Consider the following 26,163-nt stretch of genomic DNA (forward strand, 5'->3'; position numbering starts at 1 on the left):
GCATTATAACTTTAATCTTATGCTGCAGAACTATCCACTGACAGTATTCCAGGGAATTATTCTGGGAGCGCATTCTTGCAGTACATCAGAGTATCATCAGCGGTAAGTAGTTAAGCCGCAAAAGGAGATTAGTTGTAGCAGTTCAGGTTTGCCTGAACCGTTACGATTAGTTGTCTAAAATCTGCTAAAGAGTCATCTAAGGTAGAAGGTATTCCGGTTTCATGATAAAATATAAATTAACAAATCTAGAAGAGAGTGATATAAGTGTATAATACAGCAATTTACCCGGGAACATTCGATCCATTTACAAACGGCCACTTAGATATCGTGAAAAAATCCGCGAAGATATTTAATGAGGTATACGTTGTGATCGGAATCAATAACAAGAAGACACGCACATACGATATTTATGATATGAGACAGGCGGTAGAAGAGACGTTAGTGGAGCACAGGCTGAATAACTGTAAAGTTATCATATATAATGGCCTCATCGGACAGTTTACGCAGGATAACAATATCGGCTATATGGTCCGCGGGCTAAGGAATAACATGGATTATTTTTATGAAGAGAACATAGCAGAAGTGAATAAGCTGATTAACCCTGAGATTGAATATGTCTATTTCAGAGCCGATAATGTGGCGCTTTCTTCGTCCATGGTAAAAGAGCTGAACGGATACGGACAGGATGTTTCAAAATATGTTCCGGAGCCTGTGTTCAGGGTGATGAAACGATATGGAGAGCAGGCTGGACAGGAGAAGGACCGGCCTACAAAACCACTTTTATAGTGAAGCGGTCTTCCTCGACGGCAGCCGAAACCTGGCCGTCCAGTTTCTCTGTTAGTGTTTTCACGACAGCCAGGCCAAGCCCCGTGCTTTCATTATGACGTGACTTATCGCCGGTATAAAATCTATCGAACATCCGTCGGGCATCGAAATCTGGGGCATTCTGTATGGTATTCTGAAAGCAGATTACTGCCTTGCCGTCTGCCTCCTGCATAAGCTGAATTCTGACCGTGCTCAGGGAATAGCAGACAGCATTAGTCAGCAGGTTCTGCAAAATGCGTTCAATCATGTTCCGGTCAGAGTAGATGAATACTGAGCTGCCGGGCAGCAGGATGTCGGGACAGATGTTTTGGCTGTCAAACAGCGGGACATGATCGGTAAGAAAATCGATCAGAAGATTAGAAAGGTTTAGCTGTTCCCTCTTTGGAACGGCCTGTTCAGAATCCAGAAGGGTCAGATCATAAAACGTGCTGATTAGTTCTTTCATCCGTTCCGCTTTGTGCAGCGCGGCCGTAACCCGCCGACTTTGTTCCCCGGTTAGTGCAGATGCCTGAAGCAGCTGCAGATGTCCGGTAATGACTGTCAGCGGCGTGCGCAGATCATGGGAGATATTCGCAATAGACTCTTTCGGATGCTCCTCATGCTGGAGGGCACAGGCTACCGTGTAACGCTGTTTCGTATAGTACTGGTTGAGGGCGGCGGCGAGCCGTTCAAGATCCCGGTCAATCAGTGCAATATCCAGCATTTTTTCAGTGGAACCATGGACAAGAGCGTCAATCTGATCCGCTAGATTTCTGATCTGCTTCTTCAGCATAAGGTGCCGTCTCCATAAAAGTATAAGCAAAACTAAGAGCAAAATGATAATCCCTATGATAACAGACACCTCCCCATTTTATTTGAGCACTCTATTTCAAATCACATTTACAAAATATACGCCAGGAGCAGAGTCCCAGTACGATTCCCCAGGTTCCGGCAACCATGAAGCACCCGGGGAAAAACAGCTTTTGCATACTCAGTGCTTCCCGGATCTGAAAGGTCGGCAGGAAGAAGACCGGCAGTTTTAGCATCAACCCATATCCCAGGTATAAAGCGAGTACAAATGTTACGATTGCTGTGACGGTAACAGCAGTCCCAGTGCTTCTGAAACAGCAGCAGACAAATATGGCGATAAAAAAGAATCCGCTGTTTAAGAAAACTGAATAGAAAATTGCCTTTCCTACATTGTATAGGAATATCTGCGTATCTGCAATTCCAAACCGCGAAAATTCACGAATACAGCCGGATACTGGATATACGATTGCCATAAAATTAAATGCGGCCAGATAAGACAGGACCTTACTGAGGAAAACGCGGCTTTTCGCGTGTCCTGCACTCACCTCCTGGCTGACTGTGCGCCAGGAAAACTCCTGCCCCAGAATCAGCGCCAGAATACAGGAGATAAGAATTAGCAGGAATGCAGAATCGTATACCATTCCATTAAAAATATCTGTAAGGGATTCGGCTGCGCCTCCGGCAGGCCCCATTACTTCGGGCACATAGGTTTCTGCGGTGAAGAATCCCAGTAAAAAAACGCCAAGTAAGCCGGCCAGGTACAGTCGGTTATGCAGAAATTGATACCTTTCCATTTTTATTAAATTACTCATATAGTATGCGCCACCCTAATCCAGATCGGAATGACAGAAGCTGCTATACGCAGCTGCGTAGAGCAGGGCAGTCCACAGCAAGTCAATACCGATCAATATAAGTTTTGAAACGGGCAGGTCGTTCAGTGCCAAAAGGCGAAGCTGCCCCATTGGGAGAAAAACCGCGGTTTTTCGGACTGAATCGCCATTTAATAAAAAGATCATGATCAAGTAAAGCACTATAGGAACGCCCAGTGTCCGCCCGATATCCCTGAAGATAAAGCCACAGACAAGCGGCAGCATTCCCATGGCAATTAGAGCAGCAAATAGCAGGGCAGCGTCAGAAAAAATTGTGCCAATACGATCCAGCTGCCATTCCCAGTAAGGATTCTAAGCACCAAGTGGATTACCAGGGGCAGCCCTAGGATCAGCAGTCCGGCGGCCTGATAGGCAGCTGTCTTGGCAAATAGGACAGAACTGCGCTTATGACCCGCGCTGACAAAGCTGTGCAGGGTCTGCTCTGCAAAGTCAGCCCCCACAAAGAGAGAGCCAAACACAATAGACAGAAAGTAAAGCAATGGGGTATTAAATAGCGAGGCGTTCACCAGTCCGTCCGTAATTGCTATGCTGTCAAGCAGTAGAACACTTCCCAACAACAGCGAAAAAAGAGTGATCCCCCAAAAACTCCGGCTGCGGCTCAGCTTGTAAAATTCGGCTTTCAACAGATCAGTCATGGGGAACCCCTCCCACCTTGCTCAGAAAATAATCCTCCAGTGTATCACCGGCCAGGTTCAATCCGGTTACCAGAATATGAGCTTCCGATAAAATCTGCGCAACTTTTTCTATTTCATCCAGATAATCATACAAGCGGATCGTACCGTCAGGCATAAGCTGGACCCGATCCGTATGCAGTCGTTCTTCCAGCACCAGCAGCGTCTTTTCCGAATCACCGGTTCGGATGGCGATATGGCGTCTGCACCGCTCATCCAGTTCCCGGTCCGATAATTCCTCAATAATTCTGCCTTTATCAATCAGGATAAATTCGGCAGCGGTCTGATATAACTCTTCCAGAATATGGCTGGATACCAGAATCGTCATGCCATACTCTCTATTCAGAGACTTTAAAAGATTTCTGATTTCCACGATCCCTGCGGGATCCAGGCCGTTGATCGGTTCATCCAGAATCAGAAATTCAGGCATATTCAAAAGTGCCGCTGCAATGCCCAGGCGCTGCCGCATGCCCAGAGAAAAGTTCCGGACACTTTTATTACCGGTATCGGGCAATCCAGCCATTTGCAGGGAGCGGGCAATGACAGACTGATCAGGGATGCCTCTCTGAATGCGCTGGAGTTCCAGATTCTGCGCGGCGGTCATGCCGGGAAATAGTGCAGGAGTCTCGATCATACATCCGATCCGTTTCCTCTGTTTCTGCAGCTGTGCTGTAGTGGAATGGCCCCACAGCGACAAGGTGCCGCCGGAGGGAAATGCCAGCCCGGTGATCAGCCGGAGCAGTGTTGTTTTTCCGGCTCCGTTCTGTCCGATAAACCCATAGATCTTTCCCTTTTCGAGTTTCAGGTAAATATGGTCCAGTGCATTTGAATGCCGATATGTCTTCGTAAGATCCTGGGTTTCTAAAATAGTTGAATTCATTCTGTCGACCTCCTTTATGATATGAGTCTAAACCGGAAATATAAAGAATTCCTTAAATGGAAAAGAAAAGCATAAAGAATCAATAAAGGGGAAAGAAACATAAAGCCAAGGACTTTAGCCCCTGGCTTTATGCAGTCGGTACCCGATTCCCCAGACCGTATCTATATATTCCTCATCCGGGCAGACTGCCTTCAGTTTGCCGCGCAGATTACTGATGTGCACATTCAGCGTATTGTCTTCACTGAGGTATTCTTCTCCCCATACGCTCTGAAATAAATTTGCTTTTGAGAAGACCTTGTCCGGATACCTCATCAGTAATTCCAGAATGGCAGATTCTTTCGCCGTCAACAACAGCTCCTGTTTTTTCAGGCGGGCCGTTTTTTTATCAACATCTAAAATAAGATTTTGGTATTCCAGCCGGCTGCAGGGGGCGGCCTGATATTGTACCCGGCGCAGGCTGCTTTCGATCCGGGCCAGCATTTCTTCCATATCGAAAGGTTTTGTGATGTAATCGTCGGCGCCCAGACGAAGCAGGTCTATCTTATTCTGAGTCGTCTCCCTTGCAGATATCACAATTACGGGAACCGTGTACTGCTTTCGGATGTCTGCGAGAAGCAGATCACCGCTTCGGTAGGGAAGCATGAGATCCAGCAAGATCAAATCCACCTTATGCTCTTTCAGACAGTCCAGCACATGTAAACCATCGTACCGGCTGGTAACGATGTATCCGTTTTTGGCTAAAAAATCAGATAAAAGTTTGTTGATTTCATCATCATCTTCTACAATTAAAATATGATACACGCTTTTCCACCTCTTTTTTAATTCGATATAAGGATACTATATTATCGCATTGAACCCAATTGCTGGCAGCAAGTTACTGTTCACACCCTATGGGTTTGCACAGTATCGGCAGTAAGACTTATGCTATCTTGTTTTGCCAACTACATTGACATCAACCGGAAAAGACTTTATAGTATGTAGTGAATATAACTGACATGATAAGCTATTTTACAGGATGTTTCAAGAGAGAATGTACAAAATGCAGCTGGGACGTTATTGTGTGCGCCAACAAGGTGTAAATAGTAACGCTATGACAAACATATACATGGAACCAGGCAAACCTGCGGTCAGTCCCGCCGGGAGCAGGTTCCGTCCAGAGGAGGTGAACGATATGACGTTCAAACGTGGAGATACTTGTTTTATACTGGAGGATAACTCACAGGCCGTCCAGGTCAAAGTTGTAAGTAAGCAGGGAAAAACATATATAGTGCAGCTGATTGGTTCTTGTGGGGCCTTAAAACTGCCGGAGGAGAGACTGTTTGAGACAGCAGAGAAAGCGATGGCAAGCAAAAAGACATCACGGGCGATGGTAAGCCCCCAGTTATCGGATTCTGATACAAATCCCGGACTGACAGAGATCCGGATTTCAGATAAGGGGAACCGGTGGCGCTGACAGGAGCGGCGGCAGCCATATGTGTACGGACAAGAGAATGTTTCCTGATTTATAGTAGTAACTCTTAAGAATGAAGCAGAAGAATTTAGGTACTGGTGTAATGAGAGTGTAAGGATATCAAATGCAATAGCTATTTAGAAAAATTTCTAAATAGCTATTGCATTTTTTACTGCCATCTGTTATAAACTAATTAGATGGATTTCTAAATAGATTCCATTAACCATAAAAATATGTGAAATACGAAAAGAAATGGGGGGTGCTGATGGGATTTGCAGAAACATTTAAGGCGCTTTCTGACCCGGTGCGCAGGGAGATCCTGGTTCTGCTGAAGGACGGCAGCATGGCGGCAGGAGAGATAGGAAGCCATTTTGATATGACAGGGGCAACGATTTCCTATCATCTGGGCGTGCTGAAAAGAGCGGATCTTGTATGCGAAACGAAAGTGAAAAATTATATTTATTACGAACTGAACACATCTGTAGTAGAGGAACTTATGTTGTGGCTGTCAGACCTGAAAGGAGACAAATAAAATGAAAGTATATTTAAAAAGAATAATAATCACCAGTGTGATCACGGTTCTGCCGATGCTGATGGGGATTCTGCTCTGGAATAAAATGCCGGATACAATTGCGACACACTGGGGGAGCGGTAACGAAGCCAATGGCTGGAGCAGCAAGCCTTTTGCTGTGTTTGGCATGCCTCTTATTCTGACCCTGCTCCATCTCATATGTGTAGGTATAACACTGAACGATCCAAAGAAGAAAAATATCAGCCAGAAGATGCTGTCTTTGATCTTCTGGATCATCCCGGTTGTTTCATGGCTGGTATGTGCCATAATGTATGGCACAGCCGCCGGAATGAAGGTAAATATCGGTATGGTTACAAATATTATCATAGGGATTCTGTTTATGGTAGTGGGTAATTATATTCCAAAAAGTAAACAGAGTTATACAGTGGGGATCAAACTGCCTTGGACGCTGGCGAGCACAGAAAACTGGAACAAAACCAGCCGACTGGCAGGAAAATTATGGATCGTGGGCGGCATCCTTTTTATCATAAATGCTTTCCTTCTGTACAGCGGCGTACTGTTTATTGTGATTTTACTGATGGCTGTTATACCAGCAGTATACTCATTTTGTCTTTATAAAAAAGGGATCTAGCACTGCATTGTGTAATTAGCAGGTGTTTTTTCACTGTTAATTGCGCAAGGCAGTACTAGCGTGCCCGTTTTGTAGGACAGTATATTTACTGAGAAAACGCAAATGAAAATAACATCATATAAATTTACTTGAAAAAAAATTAAATTCGGCATTGACATTTGAAGGAGGAAGTGTATATAATATACAATAATTTAATAATGTAAACCGATGAAGCGGAGATAAAAACATATCGTGCATTCACAGAGAGCCTGAGGCGGTGGGATTCAGGTAAACGCAGTTTGTTAAATGGACCGCAGAGGGCATGAGGGAAAGGCCGTGAGGCCGAGTATAGCATGACGTATGGGCGTACGTCAGTCGCCGGAGATATGATAGTATCTTGCTAAGGGCACAGGATTTATTTTCTGTGAATCAAGGTGGCACCGCGAATTGAATTTTCAATCCGTCCTTGACATTACTCTATAATTGTAATGTCAGGGGGCGGATTTTTTTTTGTTTCATAGGATAGTGCCTTACACTTTTCTGTGAAACAAAAAGCCCTTCTGGCGGGATGCGCATTGCAGCATAAGAGGCAGATGCTGCGGAGCGGACAACGCAGGTGTAACTATATTGAGAATATTCTGAAAATGGACCGCATAGGGGTCAGACCCCTATGAAAGCCCCCCTATGAAAGGAGAACTTATGACTTATCCAGATTTGAAAACGGCAGAAGAGTTGGCAGCGATGGGAATGTATCATACGATGCCTGTCAGTATGGAGATGTTTTCTGACATGTATACCCCGATCGGGGTTTTGAGGAAATTGAAAAATGTCAGTGAACATTGTTATATGCTCGAGAGTGCGGAGGATGCAAAACGATGGGGGCGTTACAGTTTTCTGGGATTTGAACCTACTATGGAGATCAGCTGCAGAAATGGGATGCTTCACATGAAAGACAGTGAGGTCAGGGAAGTGGAGACGGCATGCCCCGGGGACTACATACGGCAGGTGGTGGAGGAGCACAGGGCGCCGGAGATCGCGGGAATGCCTTCCTTTACCGGCGGGCTTGTCGGATATTTCTCATACGATTATATCAAGTATGTGGAGCCTTCACTGAAGCTGGACGCCAGGGATGAGTCGCATTTCCGGGATCTGGATCTGATGCTTTTTGATCAGGTAATTGTATTTGACAATCTGAAGCAGAAGATGATTTTGATCGTAAACATGTCTTTAGATAAAGATGTGAAAAAAGAGTATGAAGATGCAGTTGCGAGATTGATGCGGCTGGAAGCAATTGTGCAGGACGGTGAACTGGAGCCGCACATTCCACTGATAGTAAAAAATGGGTTTCAGCCGCATTTTACAAAAGAAAAATACTGCCGCATGGTAGAAGAGGCGAAACATCATATCTATGAGGGCGATATTTTCCAAGTGGTATTGTCCAATAGACTGGAGGCGGAGATGGAAGGGAGCATCCTGGATGTTTACCGGGTGCTCAGGAGTACAAATCCTTCCCCCTATATGTTTTATTTTTCCAGCAATGACATTGAGATCGCCGGCGCCTCCCCGGAGACGCTGGTGAAGCTGGAAAATGGGACGCTGCACACATTTCCGCTGGCGGGAACCCGGAAAAGAGGGGATATCTGTGCGGAGGACGAAAAGCTGGAGGCGGAACTGCTTGCGGATGAAAAGGAGCTTGCCGAGCATAACATGCTGGTTGACCTGGGGAGAAATGATATTGGAAAAATCAGTAAGATCGGCACGGTGGAGCTGGAAAAATATAAGAGTATCGAGAAGTTTTCCCACGTCATGCATATTGGTTCAACGGTGAAGGGGGATATACGGGAGGATAAAGATTTTATGGATACTGTGGATGCGATACTGCCGGCGGGAACGCTATCCGGGGCTCCTAAGATCAGGGCCTGCCAGATCATAGATGAACTGGAGGACTGCAAACGCGGCATCTACGGCGGTGCAGTTGGCTACATTGATTTTACCGGAAATCTGGATACCTGTATTGCAATCAGAATGGCCTACGCTAAGAATGGATCGCTCTATGTATGCTCCGGAGCAGGTATCGTAGCTGACAGCGTGCCGGAAATGGAGTATCAGGAATGTATCAACAAGGCAAAAGCGGTGACAAACGCAGTGGAAAGAGCAGGAGAGGGGATGGGAGCATGATTTTGCTGATTGATAATTACGACAGTTTTTCATATAACCTGTATCAGCTGATTGGGGCAGAGTGTGAGGATCTGACCGTCATACGGAACGACGAAAAGACGGTGGAAGAGATCCGGGAAATGAATCCGGCCTGCATTGTCCTTTCTCCCGGTCCGGGCAGGCCGGAAGATGCGGGGGTGTGTACGGAGGTGGTTGATAAGCTGGCAAAAGAGATTCCGATTCTCGGTGTATGCCTGGGACACCAGGCGATCTGCCAGGCATTTGGCGGAAAAGTGACATATGCCAGACAACTGATGCATGGGAAGACCTCAAGCATCGAGCTTGACTGCAGCAGCCGGTTATTTCAGGGGCTGGAAAAAAGCATTCCGGCCGCCAGATATCATTCACTGGCAGCGGAGGAAGAAAGCCTTCCGGATGTGCTCAGGGTAACCGGGAGGGCAGCAGACGGAGAAATCATGGCTGTAGAACACAGAGAGTATCCGGTCTATGGCCTGCAGTTTCATCCGGAATCTATCCTGACGCCTGACGGGGCGCAAATGATCCGGAATTTTTTGAAAACAGGCAAAGCGCAACAGTAGACCAGACATATTAAATAAGAGCAGCAGGGCAGAAAGGAAACAGGACATCATGATTAAAGAAGCAATTTTAAAACTGGCAGGAAGAGAAAACTTAACCTATACGGAAGCTTATCAGGTAATGGATGAAATTATGAGCGGGGAGGCGAGCAATGTACAGATGAGCTCGTATCTGACGGCCATGAGCCTGAAGGGGGAGACCATTGACGAGATCACGGCTTCGGCTGCAGGGATGCGGGAGCACTGTGTGAAACTCCTGCATAATGTAGATGCGCTGGAAATCGTAGGGACAGGAGGGGATGGAGCAAATTCGTTTAACATCTCAACAACCTCTGCACTTGTGATTGCGGCAGCAGGCGTCCCTGTGGCAAAGCACGGAAACAGAGCCGCATCCAGCAGATGTGGGGCGGCGGATGTACTGGAGGCACTGGGGGTGAGGATCACGATTCCCCCTGAAAAAAGTGCCGAGCTGCTGGAAAAGATCGGAATCTGTTTTCTATTTGCACAAAATTATCACATCGCCATGAAATACGTAGCCCCGGTCAGAAAAGAACTGGGGATCAGAACCATTTTCAATATCCTGGGACCGCTCGCTAATCCGGCAGGCGCAAATATGGAAGTCATGGGTGTCTACGAGGAGGCTCTTGTGGAGCCGCTTGCAAGAGTTCTTGAAAAGCTGGGAGTCAAAAATGCCATGGTCGTGTACGGGCAGGATAAGCTGGATGAGATCTCAATGAGCGCGCCGACGACCGTATGTGAGATTAAAAACGGAGAGTTTCATTCGTATACGGTCACGCCGGAGCAGTTTGGTTTTACATCCTGCGGCAAAAATGAGCTGCAGGGCGGAACCCCGCAGGAAAACGCTGAGATTACGAAAGCGGTTCTGAGCGGCAGGGAACTTGGGCCAAAACGCAGCGCGGTACTGCTCAATGCCGGTGCAGCTCTATATGTGGCAGGCAGGGCGGATACACTTGAAGCAGGGGTAAAGATGGCGCAGGAAGCTATAGACAGCGGCAAGGCACAGGAAAAGTTAGAACAGTTCATTGCGTATTCAAATGAAGAAATATAAGGCGGGTAAACAATGATATTAGAAGAAATTGCAGACAGAACCAGAGAGAGAATTCAAGAAAGAAAACGGGAAGTACCCGAGAGAGAATTAAAGGAAAGAGCATCTGGAATCGCAGCGGCAGAAAAAGAAAAAAACGGAGGTAAATTTCGCTTTCCTTTTGAAGAAGCATTAAGACAAGAAGGAATGTCTTTTATCTGCGAAGTAAAAAAAGCGTCTCCGTCAAAAGGGGTAATAGCGGAACATTTTCCCTATCTGGCCGTTGCAGAAGATTACGAGAGCGCGGGCGCGGCGGCAATATCTGTTTTAACTGAGCCATACTATTTTCAGGGCAGTAACCGATATCTGGAGGAAATTGCGGAAAAAGTGCATATCCCCATACTTCGGAAAGATTTCACCATAGATGCCTACATGCTCTTTGAGGCAAAATGCATCCATGCGTCGGCTGTACTGCTGATCTGTGCGATTCTGGAAGAGCAGGAACTGCGCGGATATATGAAGATTGCAGACGAACTGGGGCTGTCGGCATTGGTCGAAGCACACACCGAAGAAGAAGTAAAGAAGGCCCTGCGGTGCGGCGCCAGAATAATAGGGGTCAATAATCGGGATTTAAGAACCTTTCAGGTAGATATCCGGACCAGCAGCCGGCTGCGCGCCCTGGTGCCGGACGGGATACTCTTTGTATCCGAGAGTGGAATAAAAACAGCCGGGGATGTCCAGTGCCTGAGAGAAAACGGAACAGATGGAGTACTGATAGGCGAGACGCTTATGCGATTTGTCAACAAAGGGGTCAGACCCCTTTGCCCACCATTGTCAGAATATTTTCAAGATTTATCATCCGGGGAGGGGATATGAAGATTAAAATATGTGGTTTGTGCAGGGAGGAAGAGATTGCGGCTGTCAATGAAGTGCAGCCTGACTATATTGGATTTGTCTTTGCGCAGGGCAGCAGAAGATATGTAGATCCAAGACAGGCGGCCCTTTTGAGGCAAGGGTTGTCTAAGAAAATAGCCGCAGCGGGGGTGTTTACAGATGCGCCGCTGGAGCAGATTCTGCAGCTGGTATACGAAAAGGTGATTGATATCGTGCAGCTGCATGGAAATGAAACTTTGGAATTTGCGGAAGATTTGAAGTGCTGCTGTGATGTCCCGGTTGTGAAAGCAGTTTCTATGTCAGGAGATACGTACAGCAGAGAGATAAAGAGGTGGGAGCACAGCTGTGTGGATTATCTGCTTTTGGACAGCGGCAGGGGAGGAACGGGCACAACTTTTGATTATGGAAGAATCGGCAGCCCTGCCAAGCCTTTCTTTCTGGCCGGGGGGCTGACTCCGGAAAATGTGGCGGAGGCGGCCCGGCAGGTATTGCCTTACGCAGTCGATATGAGCAGCGGTGTAGAGACAGACGGCAGGAAGGATAAAGAAAAAATAGAAAAAGCAGTCAGGAGGATTCGAGATGTCGAAAGGAAGATACGGTGAGTTTGGAGGGCAGTATATCTCCGAAACATTAATGAACGAGTTGATTCAGCTGGAGGAACAATATGAATATTATAAAAAAGATGCAGGATTCCAGCAGGAGCTGAAACAATTGTTTAATGAATACGCGGGGCGTCCGTCCCTGCTGTATTATGCAGAAAAGATGACAGAGGATCTGGGCGGGGCCAGAATCTATCTTAAGAGGGAAGATCTGAATCATACTGGTTCCCACAAGATTAATAACGTGCTGGGGCAGGTTCTGCTGGCAAAGAAAATGGGAAAGGCAAGGGTGATTGCAGAAACGGGTGCCGGGCAGCATGGTGTGGCAACTGCGACAGCGGCGGCGCTTCTGGGGATGGAATGTGAAGTCTTTATGGGAAAGGAGGACACGGACCGGCAGGCGCTGAATGTATACAGGATGGAACTGCTCGGGGCAAAGGTCCATGCAGTAACGACCGGCACACAGACCCTGAAAGATGCAGTAAATGCGACCATGCGCGAATGGACGAACCGGGTATCGGATACCCACTATGTACTTGGCTCCGTGATGGGGCCCCACCCGTTCCCGATGATGGTGCGGGATTTCCAGAGTGTGATCAGCCAGGAGGCACGGCAGCAGATCCTGGAAGCGGAAGGGAGACTTCCCTCTGCAGTGCTTGCCTGTGTGGGAGGAGGAAGTAATGCCATGGGTATGTTTTACAACTTTATCGAAGATGAAAATGTAAAACTGATCGGCTGCGAGGCGGCAGGAAGAGGAATCGACACAGACCAGCATGCTGCAACGATGGCAAAGGGAACTCTGGGAGTCTTCCACGGTATGAAATCCTATTTCTGCCAGGACGAATACGGACAGATCGCTCCGGTGTACTCCATTTCCGCCGGACTGGACTATCCGGGCATCGGGCCGGAACACGCATATCTGCGGGATTCCGGCCGCGCAGAGTATGTGCCGGTGACAGACGATGAGGCGGTAGATGCATTTGAATATCTGGCAAGGACAGAGGGCATTATCTGTGCCATAGAAAGCGCACATGCCGTTGCACATACAAGAAAAATTGCACCGCAGATGAGAAAAGACGAGAGCCTGATTATCTGCCTTTCAGGAAGAGGCGATAAAGATGTGGCGGCTATCGCAAGGTATAAGGGGGTAGACATTCATGAGTAGAATAGCAGATGCATTTGCAGGGGGAAAAGCGTTTATCGTGTTCTTAACGGCAGGAGATCCCTCGGGGGATAAGACAGTAGAATACATTCTGGCAATGGAAGAGGCCGGGGCGGACCTGATAGAAATCGGAATTCCATTCTCCGATCCGACCGCCGAAGGTATTGTGATTCAGGAGGCCAATATCAGAGCGTTGAACGGAAATATGACGACGGACGGTGTGTTCGAAATTGTAAGAAAGGTGAGAAAAAAAAGCCAGATACCGCTGGTTTTCATGACTTATCTAAACCCCGTGTTTCATTATGGATACGAAGCGTTTTATACGAAATGTGAGGAGCTGGGCGTAGACGGAATTATAATTCCGGATCTGCCCTATGAGGAAAAGGGGGAAATGTCACATATAGCAGACAAACACGGTGTAGATATTATTTCCATGATAGCGCCGACATCCAGACAGCGCATTCAGATGATTGCAAAAGAGGCAAAGGGCTTTCTCTATGTCGTATCCTCCATGGGAGTAACGGGTGTGAGGAATCATATCGAGACGGATATTTCATCTATGATTGCTTCTATCCGCGAAGTGACCGATCTTCCGGCAGCCGTAGGTTTCGGAATCAGCACGCCGGAGCAGGCAGGGGCGATGGCAGCAGTATCCGACGGGGCAATTGTGGGAAGCGCCATTGTAAAATTGATTGAAACATATGGGGATAAGGCGGAGGAAGCCTTGAAAACGTATGTGTCTGAGATGAGAGAGGCAGTACGCAACTGCTGAACGCAGAATTTCGGATAAAACAGATCAGGGGGCAGCCCGGCCCTGCCGTCTGAGACACAAAAAGATTCAGTTGGCAGAGCCGGATATTTTAGTGACAGCGGATCACAGGGAGATCAACGGGAAACTCCCTGGTTTTCCTGCAAGCATTTCCCGTTCCGCACATTTATAATAGAAGAAACAGTTCCAGCAGCTCGCTGATTCTGGATATTTTCACTTCCGCGGCGGGGACATTGCCAAAGCCGTATGATGCGAAAATAAAAGGAATGCCGGCTTCCAGGCAGGCCTCATAATCACCCTGTGTATCGCCCACATAGACCACATCTCTCAGTTTTCTGCGCTCCATCAGAGTTCTGATCGTCATCCCCTTAGAGGTCTGGGTTTCACCAAAGCAGAGGTGGTCCTGCACAGCAGCTTTGAGTCCTGTTGTCTTTAAAAAGACTTCAATATATCCGCACTGGCAGTTGCTGACAATGAAAATCCGGGTGCTCTGAGAAAGCCTTAGCAGGGTCTCCCGGACGCCTTCATAGAGGATGCCGGGTTTCGTCTCAAGAAGCTTGTTTTCGTATTCGAAGCAGATATCACCCAGTTTCTGCTGTTCCTCTTTCGACAAAGTAGGAAAGACTGCATGATATATCTCGTCCATTGTTTTGCCGAACAGATTCTTCAGCATCGGGCCATCTATTCTGACATCCAGGTCAGAATGTTCGGCAATTGCCTGGTTCCAGGCCTCTGCCACTGAGTTCGTTGAGTCCCATAATGTTCCGTCTACATCAAAAATAATTCCATCCATTTTCTATACTCCTTAATCGCAAAAATTCTGTAACAGTTCAGGCAAGCCTGAACCGTTACGCATCCAGCCTATTGAAATTCGCCTGCAGAGAAAGGCTGGATGCCTGTAACCAACATGTTTTCGTACGGTCTGCACAGTAAATGCGCAGACCTATCTGAACTGTTACAAAATTCAACAGTTGCTTTCATAATATCATAAAAATAGCCTTTTAAAAAGAAAGAATTTAGTGTATACTCTATTATGTTATAGTGAACGTTAGTAAGGGACGTGTGTCTGCACATTTTCCCAACGGCGGTCATGATATAATATCACCAGGATGTGGAGAAAAAACTATGAGTAAAAAGATTGTATTAATAGATGGCCACAGTATTTTAAACAGGGCGTTCTATGGAGTACCGGACCTGACCAATTCAGAGGGGCTTCATACGAACGCTATTTATGGGTTTTTGAACATCATGTTCAAGATCCTGGACGAGGAGAAGCCGGAATATCTGACCGTGACATTTGATGTGCATGCGCCTACATTCCGGCATGAGATGTATGCAGATTATAAGGGAACCAGAAAGCCAATGGCAGAAGAACTAAGGCAGCAGGTCCCGGTAATCAAGGAAGTTCTGCAGGCCATGAACATCGAGATTATCGAGCAGGCAGGCCTGGAAGCGGACGATCTGCTGGGAACGATTTCACGCATCTGCGAGGAAAAGGGGATGGATGTCGCCATCATATCCGGGGACAGAGATACGCTGCAGCTCGCGACGGAGCATGTAAAGATCCGGATTCCAAAGACAAAACAAGGCAGGACAGAAGTAGAGGACTATTACGCAGAAGACGTAAAGGAAAAGTATGGAGTTACCCCGACGGAATTTATCGACGTGAAAGCGCTGATGGGTGATGCATCGGATAACATACCGGGCGTTCCGGGAGTCGGAGAGAAGACGGCAACCAAGATAATCGTGGAATATGGCACCATAGAAAATGCCTATGCCCACGCAGCAGAGATCAAGCCTCCGAGAGCCAGCAAGAACCTGCAGGAGTACTGGGATCAGGCGTGCATGAGCAAGACGCTCGCCACCATCAATACTCATGCAGAGATCGCGTTTAACCTGGAAGCGGCTGAGCATGGGAATCCGTTTACGAAGGAAGCACATGACTATTTTCAGAAACTGCAGTTCAAAAATCTGCTGAGCCGTTTTGATGTAGAAAGCTCATCCAATAAAGTGGAATCTCATTTCAAGGAGATCACGGATAAAGAGGAAGCGGAAAAGATATTCATAGAGGCAGCCCAGGCGGAGTGTGTAGGCGCTGCAATTACGGAGGATGCCGGAAATGTGCTGCCCCTGTTTGCACATCCGTCCGGTTACGGAAGAGTGAGTATTGCCTATGGGCCGGAGCGCATCTATTCCATTCCCTGTGATACCAATATGGATATAGAGTATCTGTTTGGAAAATTAACGGAAATAGCAGGCAGCGTACAGACATTTGCCATGTTTGACCTGAAGAAATACCTTCCTCTGGTGAAAGCGGCAGAGCAGGAGAAATGTTTCGATGCCACTGTGGCAGCTTATCTTCTGAATCCTCTGAAGAATAATTATGATTACGAAGATGTGGCAAGGGAACAGCTGGGAATTATGATCGATGAGAAGGCAGATATCATGACAAAGGCATGTTATGAAGCGTACACTGCATTTGCATCCGTAAAACCTTTGAGAGACAAGATGCAGGCGGAGGGGATGTACCACCTGTTTACAGACATAGAGATGCCGCTTGTTTTCACCCTGTTCGATATGGAGCAGGCAGGTATACAGGTGGAGGCAGAGGCTCTGAAGTTTTATGGAGAACAGCTGGGCGGCCGGATCGTGGAGCTGGAGAAGGAAATCTATGAGATGGCAGGGGAGACCTTTAACATCAACTCTCCGAAACAGCTGGGAACTGTCCTTTTTGACCACATGCAGCTGCCCAACGGTAAAAAGACAAAGACCGGATACTCAACAGCCGCCGATGTACTGGAGAAGCTGGCGCCGGATTATCCGGTGGTAGATAAGATTTTGGAGTACAGACAGCTGACCAAGCTGAAATCCACATATGCGGACGGCCTGGCTGTCTATATTGGACCGGATGGAAGAATCCACGGAAAGTTCAACCAGACGATCACCGCAACCGGCCGGATCAGCAGTACGGAGCCGAACCTTCAGAACATTCCGGTGCGGATGGAACTGGGGCGTCTGATTAGAAAAGTATTTGTACCAAAAGAGGGCTGCGTCTTTATCGATGCAGATTATTCCCAGATCGAGCTGAGGATACTGGCGCACTGCTCCGGGGACGAACAGCTGATCCAGGCTTATAAAGAGGCCAGGGATATCCACCGAATGACGGCTTCCCAGGTGTTCCACACTCCGTTTGAAGAGGTGACGGAACTCCAGCGGCGCAATGCCAAGGCGGTCAACTTTGGAATCGTATACGGAATCAGTTCCTTTGGGCTGAGCCAGGATTTGAGTATCACCAGGAAAGAAGCGGCGCAGTACATTGAAAATTATTTTGAGACTTATCCGGGGATCAAACGTTTTCTGGATGATACAGTGGCCCATGCAAAAACGGAGGGCTACGTTGTAACTCTCTTCGGGCGCAGAAGGCCGGTGCCGGAACTGAAATCCAGCAATTTTATGCAGCGGAATTTCGGAGAGCGGGTGGCGATGAACGCTCCGATCCAGGGATCTGCCGCGGATATTATGAAAATTGCGATGATCGGTGTAAACCGGGAGCTGAAGGAAAAAGGACTCCGGTCAAAAATGATCCTGCAGGTGCACGATGAATTGCTGCTCGAGGCCCACAAGGACGAAGTCGAAGAAGTAAAGGAGATACTGAAACGGCAGATGGAGCAGGCCGCAGACCTGGACGTTCCCTTGATTGTAGACATGCATACAGGGGAAAACTGGTACGAGGCAAAGTAGTGTCCGTGGCAAAGCGGAGTTTGGAAAAATTTGAGTAAAGCGAATATTGACAAAGAGGAATTTAGATGAAGATACTGGGAATTACCGGCGGGGTAGGTTCCGGAAAGAGTAAAGTCCTGCATTTCCTTGAGGACGAATACGGCGCGGTGGTCTGCCAGCTGGATGAGGTGGCCAAAGAGCTTCAGAAAAAGGGCGGGGTCTGCTATCAGAAGATCATAGAGCTGTTCGGTACAGAGATCATAGGGACGGACGGGGAGCTGGACCGCAGCCGGCTGGCCGCCCTGATTTTTCAGGATGTAAAGATGCGGCAGAAGTTGAACGGGATTGTCCATCCGGAAGTGAAAAAATGGGTGGAACAGGATATCGAGGAAAAGAAAAAACGGAAAGTGCCGCTGTATGTGATAGAAGCGGCACTTCTTCCGGAGGCAGGATATGAAGACATCTGCGGGGAAATGTGGTATATTTATGCAAAAGAAAGCGTTAGAAGAGAACGCCTGAAGCAGTCCAGAGGGTATTCCGATGAGAAGATTGCCCGGATGATGGAAGCACAGTCCCCGGAACGGATATTTCGCAGCGCATGCCAGGCTGTCATAGATAACAGTGGGGCATTTGACAATACAAAAAGGCAAATAGGAGAAATATTATGAGGTTATGCAGCATTGCCAGCGGAAGCAGCGGCAACTGTATCTATGTGGGGAGCGACAACACGCATCTGCTTGTGGATACAGGAATCAGCAAGAAAAAGATTGATGCAGGGCTAAAAGAGTTGGACATCAAAGGAGAAGAACTGGATGGTATTTTGATCACACATGAGCATTCAGACCATATTCAGGGACTGGGCGTTTTCAGCCGGAAATATGAGGTGCCGATCTACGCGACTCCGGGAACAATAGAGGGGATTGAGAATTATGCGCCCCTGGGAAGGATGCCGGAAGGGCTTCTGCATCCAATACATACGGACGAAAGTTTTATACTGGGGGATATTAAAATTGATCCGTTTCGGATCTCGCATGATGCGAAAGAGCCATCCGGATACCGTATGAACTGCTGCGGGAAATCCGTGGCAGTGGCGACGGACCTTGGAATTTATGATGAATACACGGTGTCGAAGCTTAAAAGTCTGGACGCGGTGCTGCTGGAGGCAAACCACGATATCCATATGCTGGAAGTAGGATCCTATCCATATTATCTGAAACGGAGAGTCATGGGAGACAAGGGACATTTATCCAACGAATTGTCAGGAAGACTTCTTTGTGATATACTACATGATAATTTGAAACACATTCTGCTGGGACACTTAAGCAAGGAAAATAATTATGCTAAGCTGGCGTATGAAACCGTAAAGCTGGAGGTGACTCTGAGCGATAATATTTATAAAGGTGAGGATCTTGACATGGCTGTGGCAAGAAGAGACATGATATCAGAGATCATTACAGTATAGACAATGAGGAGGATAAGAAGATGAAAAAATGTATCGTAACAGTGCTGGGGCAGGACACCGTAGGGATTATAGCAAAGGTTTGTACATATTTGGCCGAGAACAGGATTAATATACTGGATATTTCACAGACCATTATCCAGGGGTATTTTAATATGATGATGATCGTGGATGTAACCAGTCTTGACAAAGACTTTAAAGTAGTCTGCGATGAACTTGATAAGCTGGGTGAAGAGATTGGAGTGAATATCCGCTGCCAGAGAGAAGAGATATTCGAAAAGATGCACAGGCTGTAAGAGGAGAGCGTGAGGATAGAAGGCGAGGATAAGCACTATGATTAATATGTATGAAGTATCAGAAACCAATAAAATGATTGAGCACGAGAATCTGGATGTCCGTACAATAACGCTGGGGATCAGTCTCCTGGACTGTATTGACTCTAACCTGGAGGAACTCAACCGCAAGATTTATGATAAGATTACGACCGTAGCGGCAAAACTGGTTTCTACCGGAAGTGATATTGAAAAAGAATTCGGAATTCCGATTGTAAATAAGAGAATTTCTATCACACCTATTGCTTTGGTGGGAGGGGCTGCGTGCAAGTCCCCGGAGGATTTTGTGACGATTGCAAGAACTCTGGACAGGGCGGCGAAGGAAGTCGGCGTCAATTTTATCGGCGGTTATTCCGCCCTGGTTTCAAAGGCTATGACAAAGAGCGATGAGAACCTGATTCGTTCCATCCCCCAGGCACTAGCTGAGACGGAGAGAATCTGCAGTTCCGTCAATGTGGGATCCACGAAGACGGGGATCAATATGGATGCCGTGCGCTTGTGCGGTGAGATCGTCAAAGCCACCGCTGAGGCAACAAAAGACAATGATTCCCTGGGCTGTGCAAAGCTCGTGATCTTCTGCAATGCGCCGGATGATAACCCGTTTATGGCGGGAGCATTCTTAGGAGTCACCGAGGCGGATGCGGTAATCAATGTAGGAGTCAGCGGACCGGGCGTGGTAAAAAAGGCGCTCGAGAAAGTGCGGGGCAAGGGCTTTGAGGAGCTCTGCGAGACCATCAAGAAGACGGCGTTCAAGGTAACCCGCGTGGGACAGCTTGTAGCCGGTGAGGCCTCAAACAGGCTGGGAATTCCCTTCGGTATCGTAGACCTGTCACTGGCGCCGACTCCGGCGGTGGGAGACAGTGTGGCAGAGATACTGGAAGAGATCGGACTGGAGCGCGTGGGAGCGCCGGGGACAACGGCTGCTCTGGCAATGCTTAATGACCAGGTGAAAAAGGGCGGCGTCATGGCATCTTCCTATGTGGGGGGCCTAAGCGGTGCGTTTATCCCGGTCAGTGAAGACCAGGGAATGATCGATGCAGTCAACGCCGGTTCCCTGACGCTCGAAAAACTGGAGGCAATGACCTGCGTATGTTCCGTAGGCCTGGATATGATAGCGATTCCGGGTAAGACCAGCGCCAGCACAATATCCGGAATCATTGCGGACGAGATGGCGATCGGCATGGTGAACCAGAAGACAACAGCAGTGCGTCTGATTCCGGTGATCGGAAAGGACGTGGGAGAAACAGCAGAATTCGGAGGCCTGCTCGGGTATGCGCCGATTATGCCGGTCAACCAGTTCGGTTGTGAGGCATTTGTCGGGCGAAAGGGAAGAATCCCGGCTCCAATTCACAGCTTCAAAAACTAAAACAGGGGAAATATATATGAAGAAGATTGCAATTGTAACGGACAGTAACAGCGGAATCACTCAGAAAGAAGGAAGAGAGATGGGCATCTCTGTGGTGCCTATGCCGTTTTTCATTGATGGAGAGCTTTTTCTGGAGGATATCACACTGTCACAGGAAGAGTTTTACAAAAAACTGGGAGAGGATTCCGATATTTCGACCTCCCAGCCGTCACCCGGAGAGATTCTGGAACTTTGGGACAAACTGCTCGAGGAATATGACGAAGTCGTGCACATCCCAATGTCCAGCGGGCTGAGCAGCAGCTGCGAGACCGCCATCACGCTTTCGGAGGACTATGACGGCAGGGTACAGGTCGTGGATAACCAGAGAATTTCTGTCACCCAGGTGCAGTCTGTTCTGGATGCGATAAAGCTGAGGAATGAAGGAAAATCCGCAGAAGAGATCAGAGAGATTCTGGAAAAAGAAAAAATGGAAGCCAGCATCTATATCACAGTAGATACGCTGAAATATCTGAAAAAAGGCGGCAGAATTACCCCTGCGGCCGCGGCTCTGGGCACCGTGCTCAATTTAAAGCCCGTCCTGCAGATTCAGGGTGAGAAGTTGGATGCATACGCAAAAGTGCGCGGCTGGAAAGCTGCAAAGCGCACCATGCTGAGTGCAGTCGAGAAAGACCTCAAAGAAAGATTTGCCGGCCATGAAGATCAGATGGTCCTGGGTATGGCATACACTTGCGGACAGGAAGAGGCGCAGGAATGGAAACAAGAAATCCAGGAAAAATTTACGGGGTATCAGATCATAGAGGGGCCGCTGTCACTCAGCGTAGCGTGCCACATAGGCCCCGGCGCCATGGCGGTTACCTGTATGAAGCGAGTGTGAGGGGGAGATCCGCTCCGGGGAATGTGTGCCGGGATGTTCCGGGGGATGCACATGCCGGTTGGGAATGCGGCCCGCTTATTAAGGGATTCTAAAAGGAAGAAGGCAGAAAATACGGACACGGCCTGACACATCACGGGAAATCTGATGATTTCCCGCGCTGGGTCAGCCAAAAACATGATTCGGAATCATGTTTTTGTCCGTATTTTCTGCCTTCTTCCTTTAAGAATCCCTAAATGCGCTCTACGCATCCCCAACCGGCATGTGCATCCCCCGGAACATCCCGGCACACATTCCCCGTTGCTGGACGCATCCAGGCGGGAGGGAAAACGGGGACGAGATAGGAATGGGGATGGAAGATGGGGAGCTGCGCGAAACCACGAAAATACGCCTTCCCGCCTGTTCCTCATCGGCGCGGCCCCCCTACACCTTAATAACCCCCTGCCGATACTCATTAGAAAATGCCGTTTTGAATTTATCCGTGATGACGGATGTATAAAGGTTTGAGGCGAGTATATCGTGATAGAGCATTTTCTGCCCGATTTCAGGGATATCATCAGTCTCATAGAGGCTGGTCAGCAGCGGCAGTGTTCCACTTTTGACTACACTGCCCAGGATTTTTTCGCGGTCTTTGCGGTAACCCAGAAGACGGGCATAGTAGTGATAACCTCCCTCGATATATTCTTCCACACTGTCCTTTTTGATGCCCAGCATGATGTGAAGAAGGGCGCGGTTGATGCGGGTCTGGGTGATTTCTTTTGTCTTAAGCAGCTCGCAGAACTGTTTGTAGTTGAAAAAGTTATTGAGCTGATTGATGATACGGTTGGCAAGTTCCACGGATACGTCCATGTAACGGCTCAGGTCGTTGGCCGTTTTATTCAGAAGTTTGTACTTCATGATAAGGGAAAAGTCATTCTGGTAGACCGGATATTTTACGCGGTGGTAGTCTTTTAACAGCTCAAGACAGCTGGAGGGCACTTGGTCTTCCAGCTCATTTAATATGTTGGAAAAAGGCGTGTTTTCAAACGTGCTGCCTACGGATCGGGTGCTGATAGCGGAGCTGGAGTAGGCCAGGAGGGAACGGATGGCGGATGCGGAGCTGTAGCTGGAATTAAGTTTTCTGTCGTGGTAGTTTGATTCCATTCTTTTGATGGTATATGGGCGAATCGTGCTGTTCAGCTTTTTGAGTGCCTTTAGGTATTCGACTCCAAGAATGTTGTTCGGATCGTTGAGCAGGAAGGTATAGTCCGTGCTGCCCATATAGGCGGCCAGGGCCTCCTGCCTGGCGGCAGGGAAAGTATGGCCGTTCTTTAAACCGTTCTGCAGAAGGCTTTTGTATTCCTCGGGCTCCTCATATAAGATGTCCGCAATTTTTTGAAGCCCATCCAGGTCATTGCATTCGCTGCCGAAACAGATGGAGTCTACGATTCCCAGGCTGTCCAGAAAGGATACGGCGCCCATGGCGAATAATTCGGCGCTTCCTGTGGAATAGCAGACCGGCAGCTCGAAGACGGCACCGACGCCGCATTTTAAAGCCATTTCTGCGCGTATGTATTTGGGCATGATGGCCGGGGTGCCTCTCTGGACGTAATCTCCGGTCATGATGGCAATGGCGGTGTCGGCGCCGGTGACTTCCTTCGCTTTTTCTATATGGTATTGATGTCCGTTGTGAAACGGATTGTATTCTGTGATTAAACCGACAATTTTCATAAGATTCTCCTTGTATATCAATTTATTAACCATTATACTATAAAATGACAGGATGTTATAGGCTGAAATGTGTTTATTAAGGTTGATTTCTGTTAAATATAAGTAAGTACAGAGACTTTTTAGAATAATGTAGCTGTTCATGGTTCAGAACAGATACGAATAAAACAGGACAAAAGAGGGTGTATGGCATGGAAAAAACGAAGATTGAAGAGCTTCTGGAACAGCGCAGATTTAAGGAATTGAAAGAAGAATTAGAAGCCATACATCCAGTCGATATCGTGGAGATGCTGGAGGATTTTGACAGAAAGCAGGCACTCCTGATTTTCCGGCTTCTGGCCAAGGAGGAGGCGGCAGAGGTCTTTACGGACATGAACAGCGATATGCGTGAGGATCTGATCAATGCCCTTACGGACTCCGAGCTGGAAGAAGTTATGGACGAGATGTATGTGGACGATACCGTGGATGTTCTGGAGGAGATGCCTGCCAATGTGGTGGACCGTCTGCTTATGGCCACGGATGAAGATACAAGGAAGAAGATTAATGTGCTGCTGCAGTATCCGGAGGACAGTGCGGGCAGTATCATGAATGTGGATTACATCAGCCTGAGAAAAGAGATGACAGTGGCGGATGCTATCCTGAAGATCCGCCAGGTCGGCATTAATAAGGAAACGATTTATACCTGCTATGTGACGGAAAAGAAGCGGCTGATCGGCGCGGTGGATGTCAAGGATCTGCTGACGGCCGGGGACGCCTGGCTGATCGAGGAGATCATGGATGAGAATGTGCTTTGCGCCAAGACGCTGGACGACCAGGAGGATGTGGCGGTTACGATCAAGAAGTATGGATTGATAGCGATTCCCATTATAGACCATGAAAACTGTCTGGTCGGGATTGTTACGGTTGACGACGCGATGTTTGTCCTGCAGGATGAGACAACCGAGGATATCAGTATCATGGCCGGTGTCAGCCCAAATGAAGATTCTTATTTTGGAACTTCGGTGTTCCGGCATGCAAAGAACAGGAGCCTCTGGCTGATGCTTTTGATGCTTTCCGCCACAGTGACAGGGGAAATCCTCGGATTCTATGAGGAGGCAATGGCGGTGATGCCGGTTCTGATTACGTTTATCCCCATGCTCATGGGGACGGGAGGTAACTGTGGTTCCCAGAGTTCCACCCTGGTGATCCGCGGGCTGGCCGTGGGTGAGATACAGTTCAAAGACATTTTCCGCGTTATATTTAAAGAGATCCGTGTGGCGCTTGTGGTCAGTGTTCTGCTGGCGGTGGTGAATGGCATCCGCATTTATATCATGTATGGACAGAACATCACATTGGCAATAGCGCTTGGTATTACGATGATGGCGGTCGTTGTCATGGCGAAATGCATCGGCTGCACGCTGCCTCTGCTGGCGAAGAAGCTGGGGCTGGACCCGGCGATCATGGCGGCTCCGCTGATAACCACGATCCTCGATACATGCACAATTCTGGTTTACTTTAATATCGTTACGGCTATCTTTCACCTGAATGCCTGATATAGCGGTAAGAATCGGTTTAATAGGGGATTGTATTTAAAAATACACATAGTATATACTTGTATACAAAAATTCTTTGGGTTATAATGGAAAGAGTGAGAAAAAATGAAAGGTGGCTTTTAAATCATGGGATTTATTGACGAAATCAAGGCAAGAGCGAAAGCTGATAAGAAAACAATCGTACTTCCGGAGACGGAAGATGTCAGGACTTACCAGGCTGCGGAAGCGGTTCTGAAGGAGGGGACAGCCAATCTGATCCTCGTGGGCAGTAAAGAGGAAGTTGAGAAAAACGGGGCAGGATATGATGTCTCCGGTGCTGTAATTGTAGACCCTGCAACGAGTGAAAAGACAGAGGCTTACATTGCAAAATTAGTAGAACTCAGGCAGAAAAAGGGTATGACGGAAGATCAGGCCAGAGAACTGCTTCTGAATAATTATCTGTATTACGGTGTTATGATGGTGAAGATGGGGGATGCGGACGGCATGGTATCCGGCGCATGCCACTCAACGGCGGACACGCTTCGTCCATGTCTGCAGATTCTGAAGACTAAGCCGGGTACAAAGCTTGTTTCTGCATTTTTCCTGATGGTGGTACCGGACTGCGATATGGGAGCGGACGGAACATTTATTTTTGGGGATTCAGGGCTGGAACAGAACCCGGATCCGGAGAAGCTTGCCAACATTGCGGTTTCATCCGCAGATTCTTTCCGCACGCTGACAGGGAAAGAACCGATCGTAGCCATGCTGTCACATTCCACAAAGGGAAGCGCAAAGCATGCGGATGTTGACAAAGTAGTAGAGGCAACAAAGATTGCCAAAGAACTGGCGCCGGAACTGAAGCTGGACGGAGAGTTACAGCTGGATGCTGCTATCGTGCCGTCAGTAGGGGAATCCAAGGCTCCGGGTAGCCCGGTTGCAGGACATGCCAACGTATTGATTTTCCCGGATCTGGATGCGGGGAACATCGGATATAAGCTGGTACAGAGGCTGGCGAAAGCAGAAGCTTACGGACCGCTCACACAGGGGATCGCGGCTCCTGTCAATGATTTGTCACGCGGATGCAGTGCCGAGGATATAGAGGGTGTTGTAGCGATTACGGCAGTGCAGGCTCAGGCACAGTAAACAGTTCGTAATAGTTCGGACAGGCCTGCGCATACCGTACGAAACATGGTGGTTGCAGGCATCCAGTCTTTGCTCTGCTTCGGTCCGTGCTAAACGTGCGCCACTGGAGCACAGCACCCTTCGCCGCAGGCGGATTTCAATGGGCTGGATGCGTAACAGTTGTGTGTAAGAGAGGCGGAGAACGC

At 48.1% G+C, this 26,163-nt stretch carries 27 protein-coding genes; 19 read left to right on the plus strand and 8 right to left on the minus strand.

Annotation, left to right across the window (positions count from 1 at the left end; translation table 11 throughout):
* Positions 1-264: 264 nt before the first annotated feature.
* On the plus strand, positions 265-786 hold the full coding sequence (gene coaD, locus MWG26_RS09910) for a pantetheine-phosphate adenylyltransferase (protein WP_025657711.1): 522 nt from the start codon (positions 265-267) through the stop codon (positions 784-786).
* Here coaD and MWG26_RS09915 read toward each other — a convergent pair.
* The 6 genes from MWG26_RS09915 to MWG26_RS09940 all read right to left on the minus strand — a co-directional run bounded on the left by MWG26_RS09915 (position 767) and on the right by MWG26_RS09940 (position 4,856).
* Positions 767-1,597: a sensor histidine kinase gene (locus MWG26_RS09915; RefSeq protein WP_044927413.1), complete on the minus strand. Its 831-nt coding sequence runs from the start codon at positions 1,595-1,597 to the stop codon at positions 767-769. The genes coaD and MWG26_RS09915 overlap by 20 nt on opposite strands.
* 91 nt (positions 1,598-1,688) lie before the next feature.
* Entirely contained in the window at positions 1,689-2,426 is a 738-nt protein-coding gene (locus MWG26_RS09920) for an ABC transporter permease (RefSeq protein ID WP_025657709.1), read from the minus strand.
* A gap of 15 nt (positions 2,427-2,441) precedes the next feature.
* Positions 2,442-2,630: a hypothetical protein gene (locus tag MWG26_RS09925; RefSeq protein WP_244062722.1), complete on the minus strand. Its 189-nt coding sequence runs from the start codon at positions 2,628-2,630 to the stop codon at positions 2,442-2,444.
* An 89-nt stretch (positions 2,631-2,719) separates the two neighbouring features.
* The gene (locus MWG26_RS09930) at positions 2,720-3,139 is read right to left on the minus strand and encodes a hypothetical protein (protein ID WP_117440659.1); all 420 of its coding nucleotides are present in this window, start codon (positions 3,137-3,139) and stop codon (positions 2,720-2,722) included.
* Positions 3,132-4,055, minus strand: a complete 924-nt coding sequence (locus tag MWG26_RS09935; protein ID WP_025657706.1) for an ATP-binding cassette domain-containing protein — start codon at positions 4,053-4,055, stop codon at positions 3,132-3,134. Before MWG26_RS09935 ends, MWG26_RS09930 begins: the two co-directional genes overlap by 8 nt.
* Before the next feature lie 114 nt (positions 4,056-4,169).
* On the minus strand, positions 4,170-4,856 hold the full coding sequence (locus MWG26_RS09940) for a response regulator transcription factor (protein ID WP_025657705.1): 687 nt from the start codon (positions 4,854-4,856) through the stop codon (positions 4,170-4,172).
* Positions 4,857-5,226: 370 nt separating this feature from the next.
* On the opposite strand from MWG26_RS09940, the gene MWG26_RS09945 reads away from it, so the two are divergent.
* From MWG26_RS09945 to trpA, 10 genes are all read left to right on the plus strand, one after another.
* Positions 5,227-5,508, plus strand: a complete 282-nt coding sequence (locus tag MWG26_RS09945; protein WP_025657704.1) for a hypothetical protein — start codon at positions 5,227-5,229, stop codon at positions 5,506-5,508.
* 262 nt (positions 5,509-5,770) lie between these two features.
* Positions 5,771-6,037: an autorepressor SdpR family transcription factor gene (locus MWG26_RS09950; RefSeq protein WP_025657703.1), complete on the plus strand. Its 267-nt coding sequence runs from the start codon at positions 5,771-5,773 to the stop codon at positions 6,035-6,037.
* 1 nt (position 6,038) lies between these two features.
* Positions 6,039-6,668 carry an SdpI family protein gene (locus MWG26_RS09955; protein WP_117440658.1) on the plus strand — a complete coding sequence of 210 codons (630 nt, stop codon included), beginning with the start codon at positions 6,039-6,041 and terminating at the stop codon, positions 6,666-6,668.
* Between the two features lie 678 nt (positions 6,669-7,346).
* Positions 7,347-8,825, plus strand: a complete 1,479-nt coding sequence (trpE, locus tag MWG26_RS09960) for an anthranilate synthase component I (RefSeq protein WP_025657702.1) — start codon at positions 7,347-7,349, stop codon at positions 8,823-8,825.
* Entirely contained in the window at positions 8,822-9,403 is a 582-nt protein-coding gene (locus tag MWG26_RS09965) for an anthranilate synthase component II (RefSeq protein ID WP_025657701.1), read from the plus strand. The genes trpE and MWG26_RS09965 overlap by 4 nt, the downstream gene beginning before the upstream one ends.
* A gap of 49 nt (positions 9,404-9,452) precedes the next feature.
* Positions 9,453-10,469: an anthranilate phosphoribosyltransferase gene (gene trpD / locus MWG26_RS09970; protein WP_025657700.1), complete on the plus strand. Its 1,017-nt coding sequence runs from the start codon at positions 9,453-9,455 to the stop codon at positions 10,467-10,469.
* A gap of 12 nt (positions 10,470-10,481) precedes the next feature.
* A complete protein-coding gene (trpC, locus tag MWG26_RS09975; RefSeq protein WP_025657699.1) occupies positions 10,482-11,321 on the plus strand; it encodes an indole-3-glycerol phosphate synthase TrpC in 840 nt (279 codons plus the stop codon).
* Entirely contained in the window at positions 11,318-11,941 is a 624-nt protein-coding gene (locus MWG26_RS09980; protein ID WP_025657698.1) for a phosphoribosylanthranilate isomerase, read from the plus strand. Before trpC ends, MWG26_RS09980 begins: the two co-directional genes overlap by 4 nt.
* Positions 11,919-13,103, plus strand: a complete 1,185-nt coding sequence (gene trpB / locus MWG26_RS09985; RefSeq protein WP_025657697.1) for a tryptophan synthase subunit beta — start codon at positions 11,919-11,921, stop codon at positions 13,101-13,103. The genes MWG26_RS09980 and trpB overlap by 23 nt, the downstream gene beginning before the upstream one ends.
* Positions 13,096-13,872, plus strand: coding sequence for a tryptophan synthase subunit alpha (gene trpA, locus MWG26_RS09990; protein ID WP_117440657.1), 777 nt, complete (start codon positions 13,096-13,098; stop codon positions 13,870-13,872). The genes trpB and trpA overlap by 8 nt, the downstream gene beginning before the upstream one ends.
* Positions 13,873-14,035: 163 nt before the next feature.
* On the opposite strand, the gene MWG26_RS09995 is transcribed toward trpA, so the two are convergent.
* Positions 14,036-14,662 (minus strand): HAD family hydrolase, encoded by a 627-nt coding sequence (locus tag MWG26_RS09995; protein WP_025657696.1) that lies wholly within the window; start codon positions 14,660-14,662, stop codon positions 14,036-14,038.
* A 332-nt stretch (positions 14,663-14,994) separates the two neighbouring features.
* On the opposite strand from MWG26_RS09995, the gene polA reads away from it, so the two are divergent.
* From polA to MWG26_RS10025, 6 genes are all read left to right on the plus strand, one after another.
* On the plus strand, positions 14,995-17,610 hold the full coding sequence (gene polA, locus MWG26_RS10000; protein ID WP_025657695.1) for a DNA polymerase I: 2,616 nt from the start codon (positions 14,995-14,997) through the stop codon (positions 17,608-17,610).
* Positions 17,611-17,675: 65 nt separating this feature from the next.
* Complete coding sequence (coaE, locus tag MWG26_RS10005; protein ID WP_025657694.1) at positions 17,676-18,257, plus strand: dephospho-CoA kinase; 582 nt, start codon at positions 17,676-17,678, stop codon at positions 18,255-18,257.
* A complete protein-coding gene (locus tag MWG26_RS10010) occupies positions 18,254-19,051 on the plus strand; it encodes an MBL fold metallo-hydrolase (protein ID WP_117440656.1) in 798 nt (265 codons plus the stop codon). The genes coaE and MWG26_RS10010 overlap by 4 nt, the downstream gene beginning before the upstream one ends.
* Before the next feature lie 20 nt (positions 19,052-19,071).
* Complete coding sequence (locus tag MWG26_RS10015; protein WP_025657692.1) at positions 19,072-19,344, plus strand: ACT domain-containing protein; 273 nt, start codon at positions 19,072-19,074, stop codon at positions 19,342-19,344.
* Positions 19,345-19,381: 37 nt separating this feature from the next.
* A complete protein-coding gene (locus tag MWG26_RS10020) occupies positions 19,382-20,746 on the plus strand; it encodes a PFL family protein (protein ID WP_025657691.1) in 1,365 nt (454 codons plus the stop codon).
* Between the two features lie 16 nt (positions 20,747-20,762).
* On the plus strand, positions 20,763-21,620 hold the full coding sequence (locus MWG26_RS10025) for a DegV family protein (RefSeq protein ID WP_117440655.1): 858 nt from the start codon (positions 20,763-20,765) through the stop codon (positions 21,618-21,620).
* A gap of 420 nt (positions 21,621-22,040) precedes the next feature.
* Here MWG26_RS10025 and MWG26_RS10030 read toward each other — a convergent pair whose 3' ends face one another.
* The gene (locus MWG26_RS10030; protein WP_025657689.1) at positions 22,041-23,327 is read right to left on the minus strand and encodes a nucleotidyltransferase; all 1,287 of its coding nucleotides are present in this window, start codon (positions 23,325-23,327) and stop codon (positions 22,041-22,043) included.
* A 188-nt stretch (positions 23,328-23,515) separates the two neighbouring features.
* Here MWG26_RS10030 and mgtE point away from each other — a divergent pair, with 188 nt between their 5' ends.
* Together mgtE and pta are read left to right on the plus strand one after the other, a co-directional pair.
* Positions 23,516-24,856 (plus strand): magnesium transporter, encoded by a 1,341-nt coding sequence (gene mgtE, locus MWG26_RS10035; protein ID WP_025657688.1) that lies wholly within the window; start codon positions 23,516-23,518, stop codon positions 24,854-24,856.
* Positions 24,857-24,982: 126 nt separating this feature from the next.
* On the plus strand, positions 24,983-25,978 hold the full coding sequence (gene pta, locus MWG26_RS10040) for a phosphate acetyltransferase (RefSeq protein WP_025657687.1): 996 nt from the start codon (positions 24,983-24,985) through the stop codon (positions 25,976-25,978).
* Positions 25,979-26,163 lie beyond the last annotated feature (185 nt).

Origin of the sequence: Faecalicatena contorta, from assembly GCF_022835095.1 — a bacterium.
In the GTDB taxonomy this organism is placed as follows: Bacteria; Bacillota; Clostridia; order Lachnospirales; family Lachnospiraceae; genus Faecalicatena; species Faecalicatena contorta.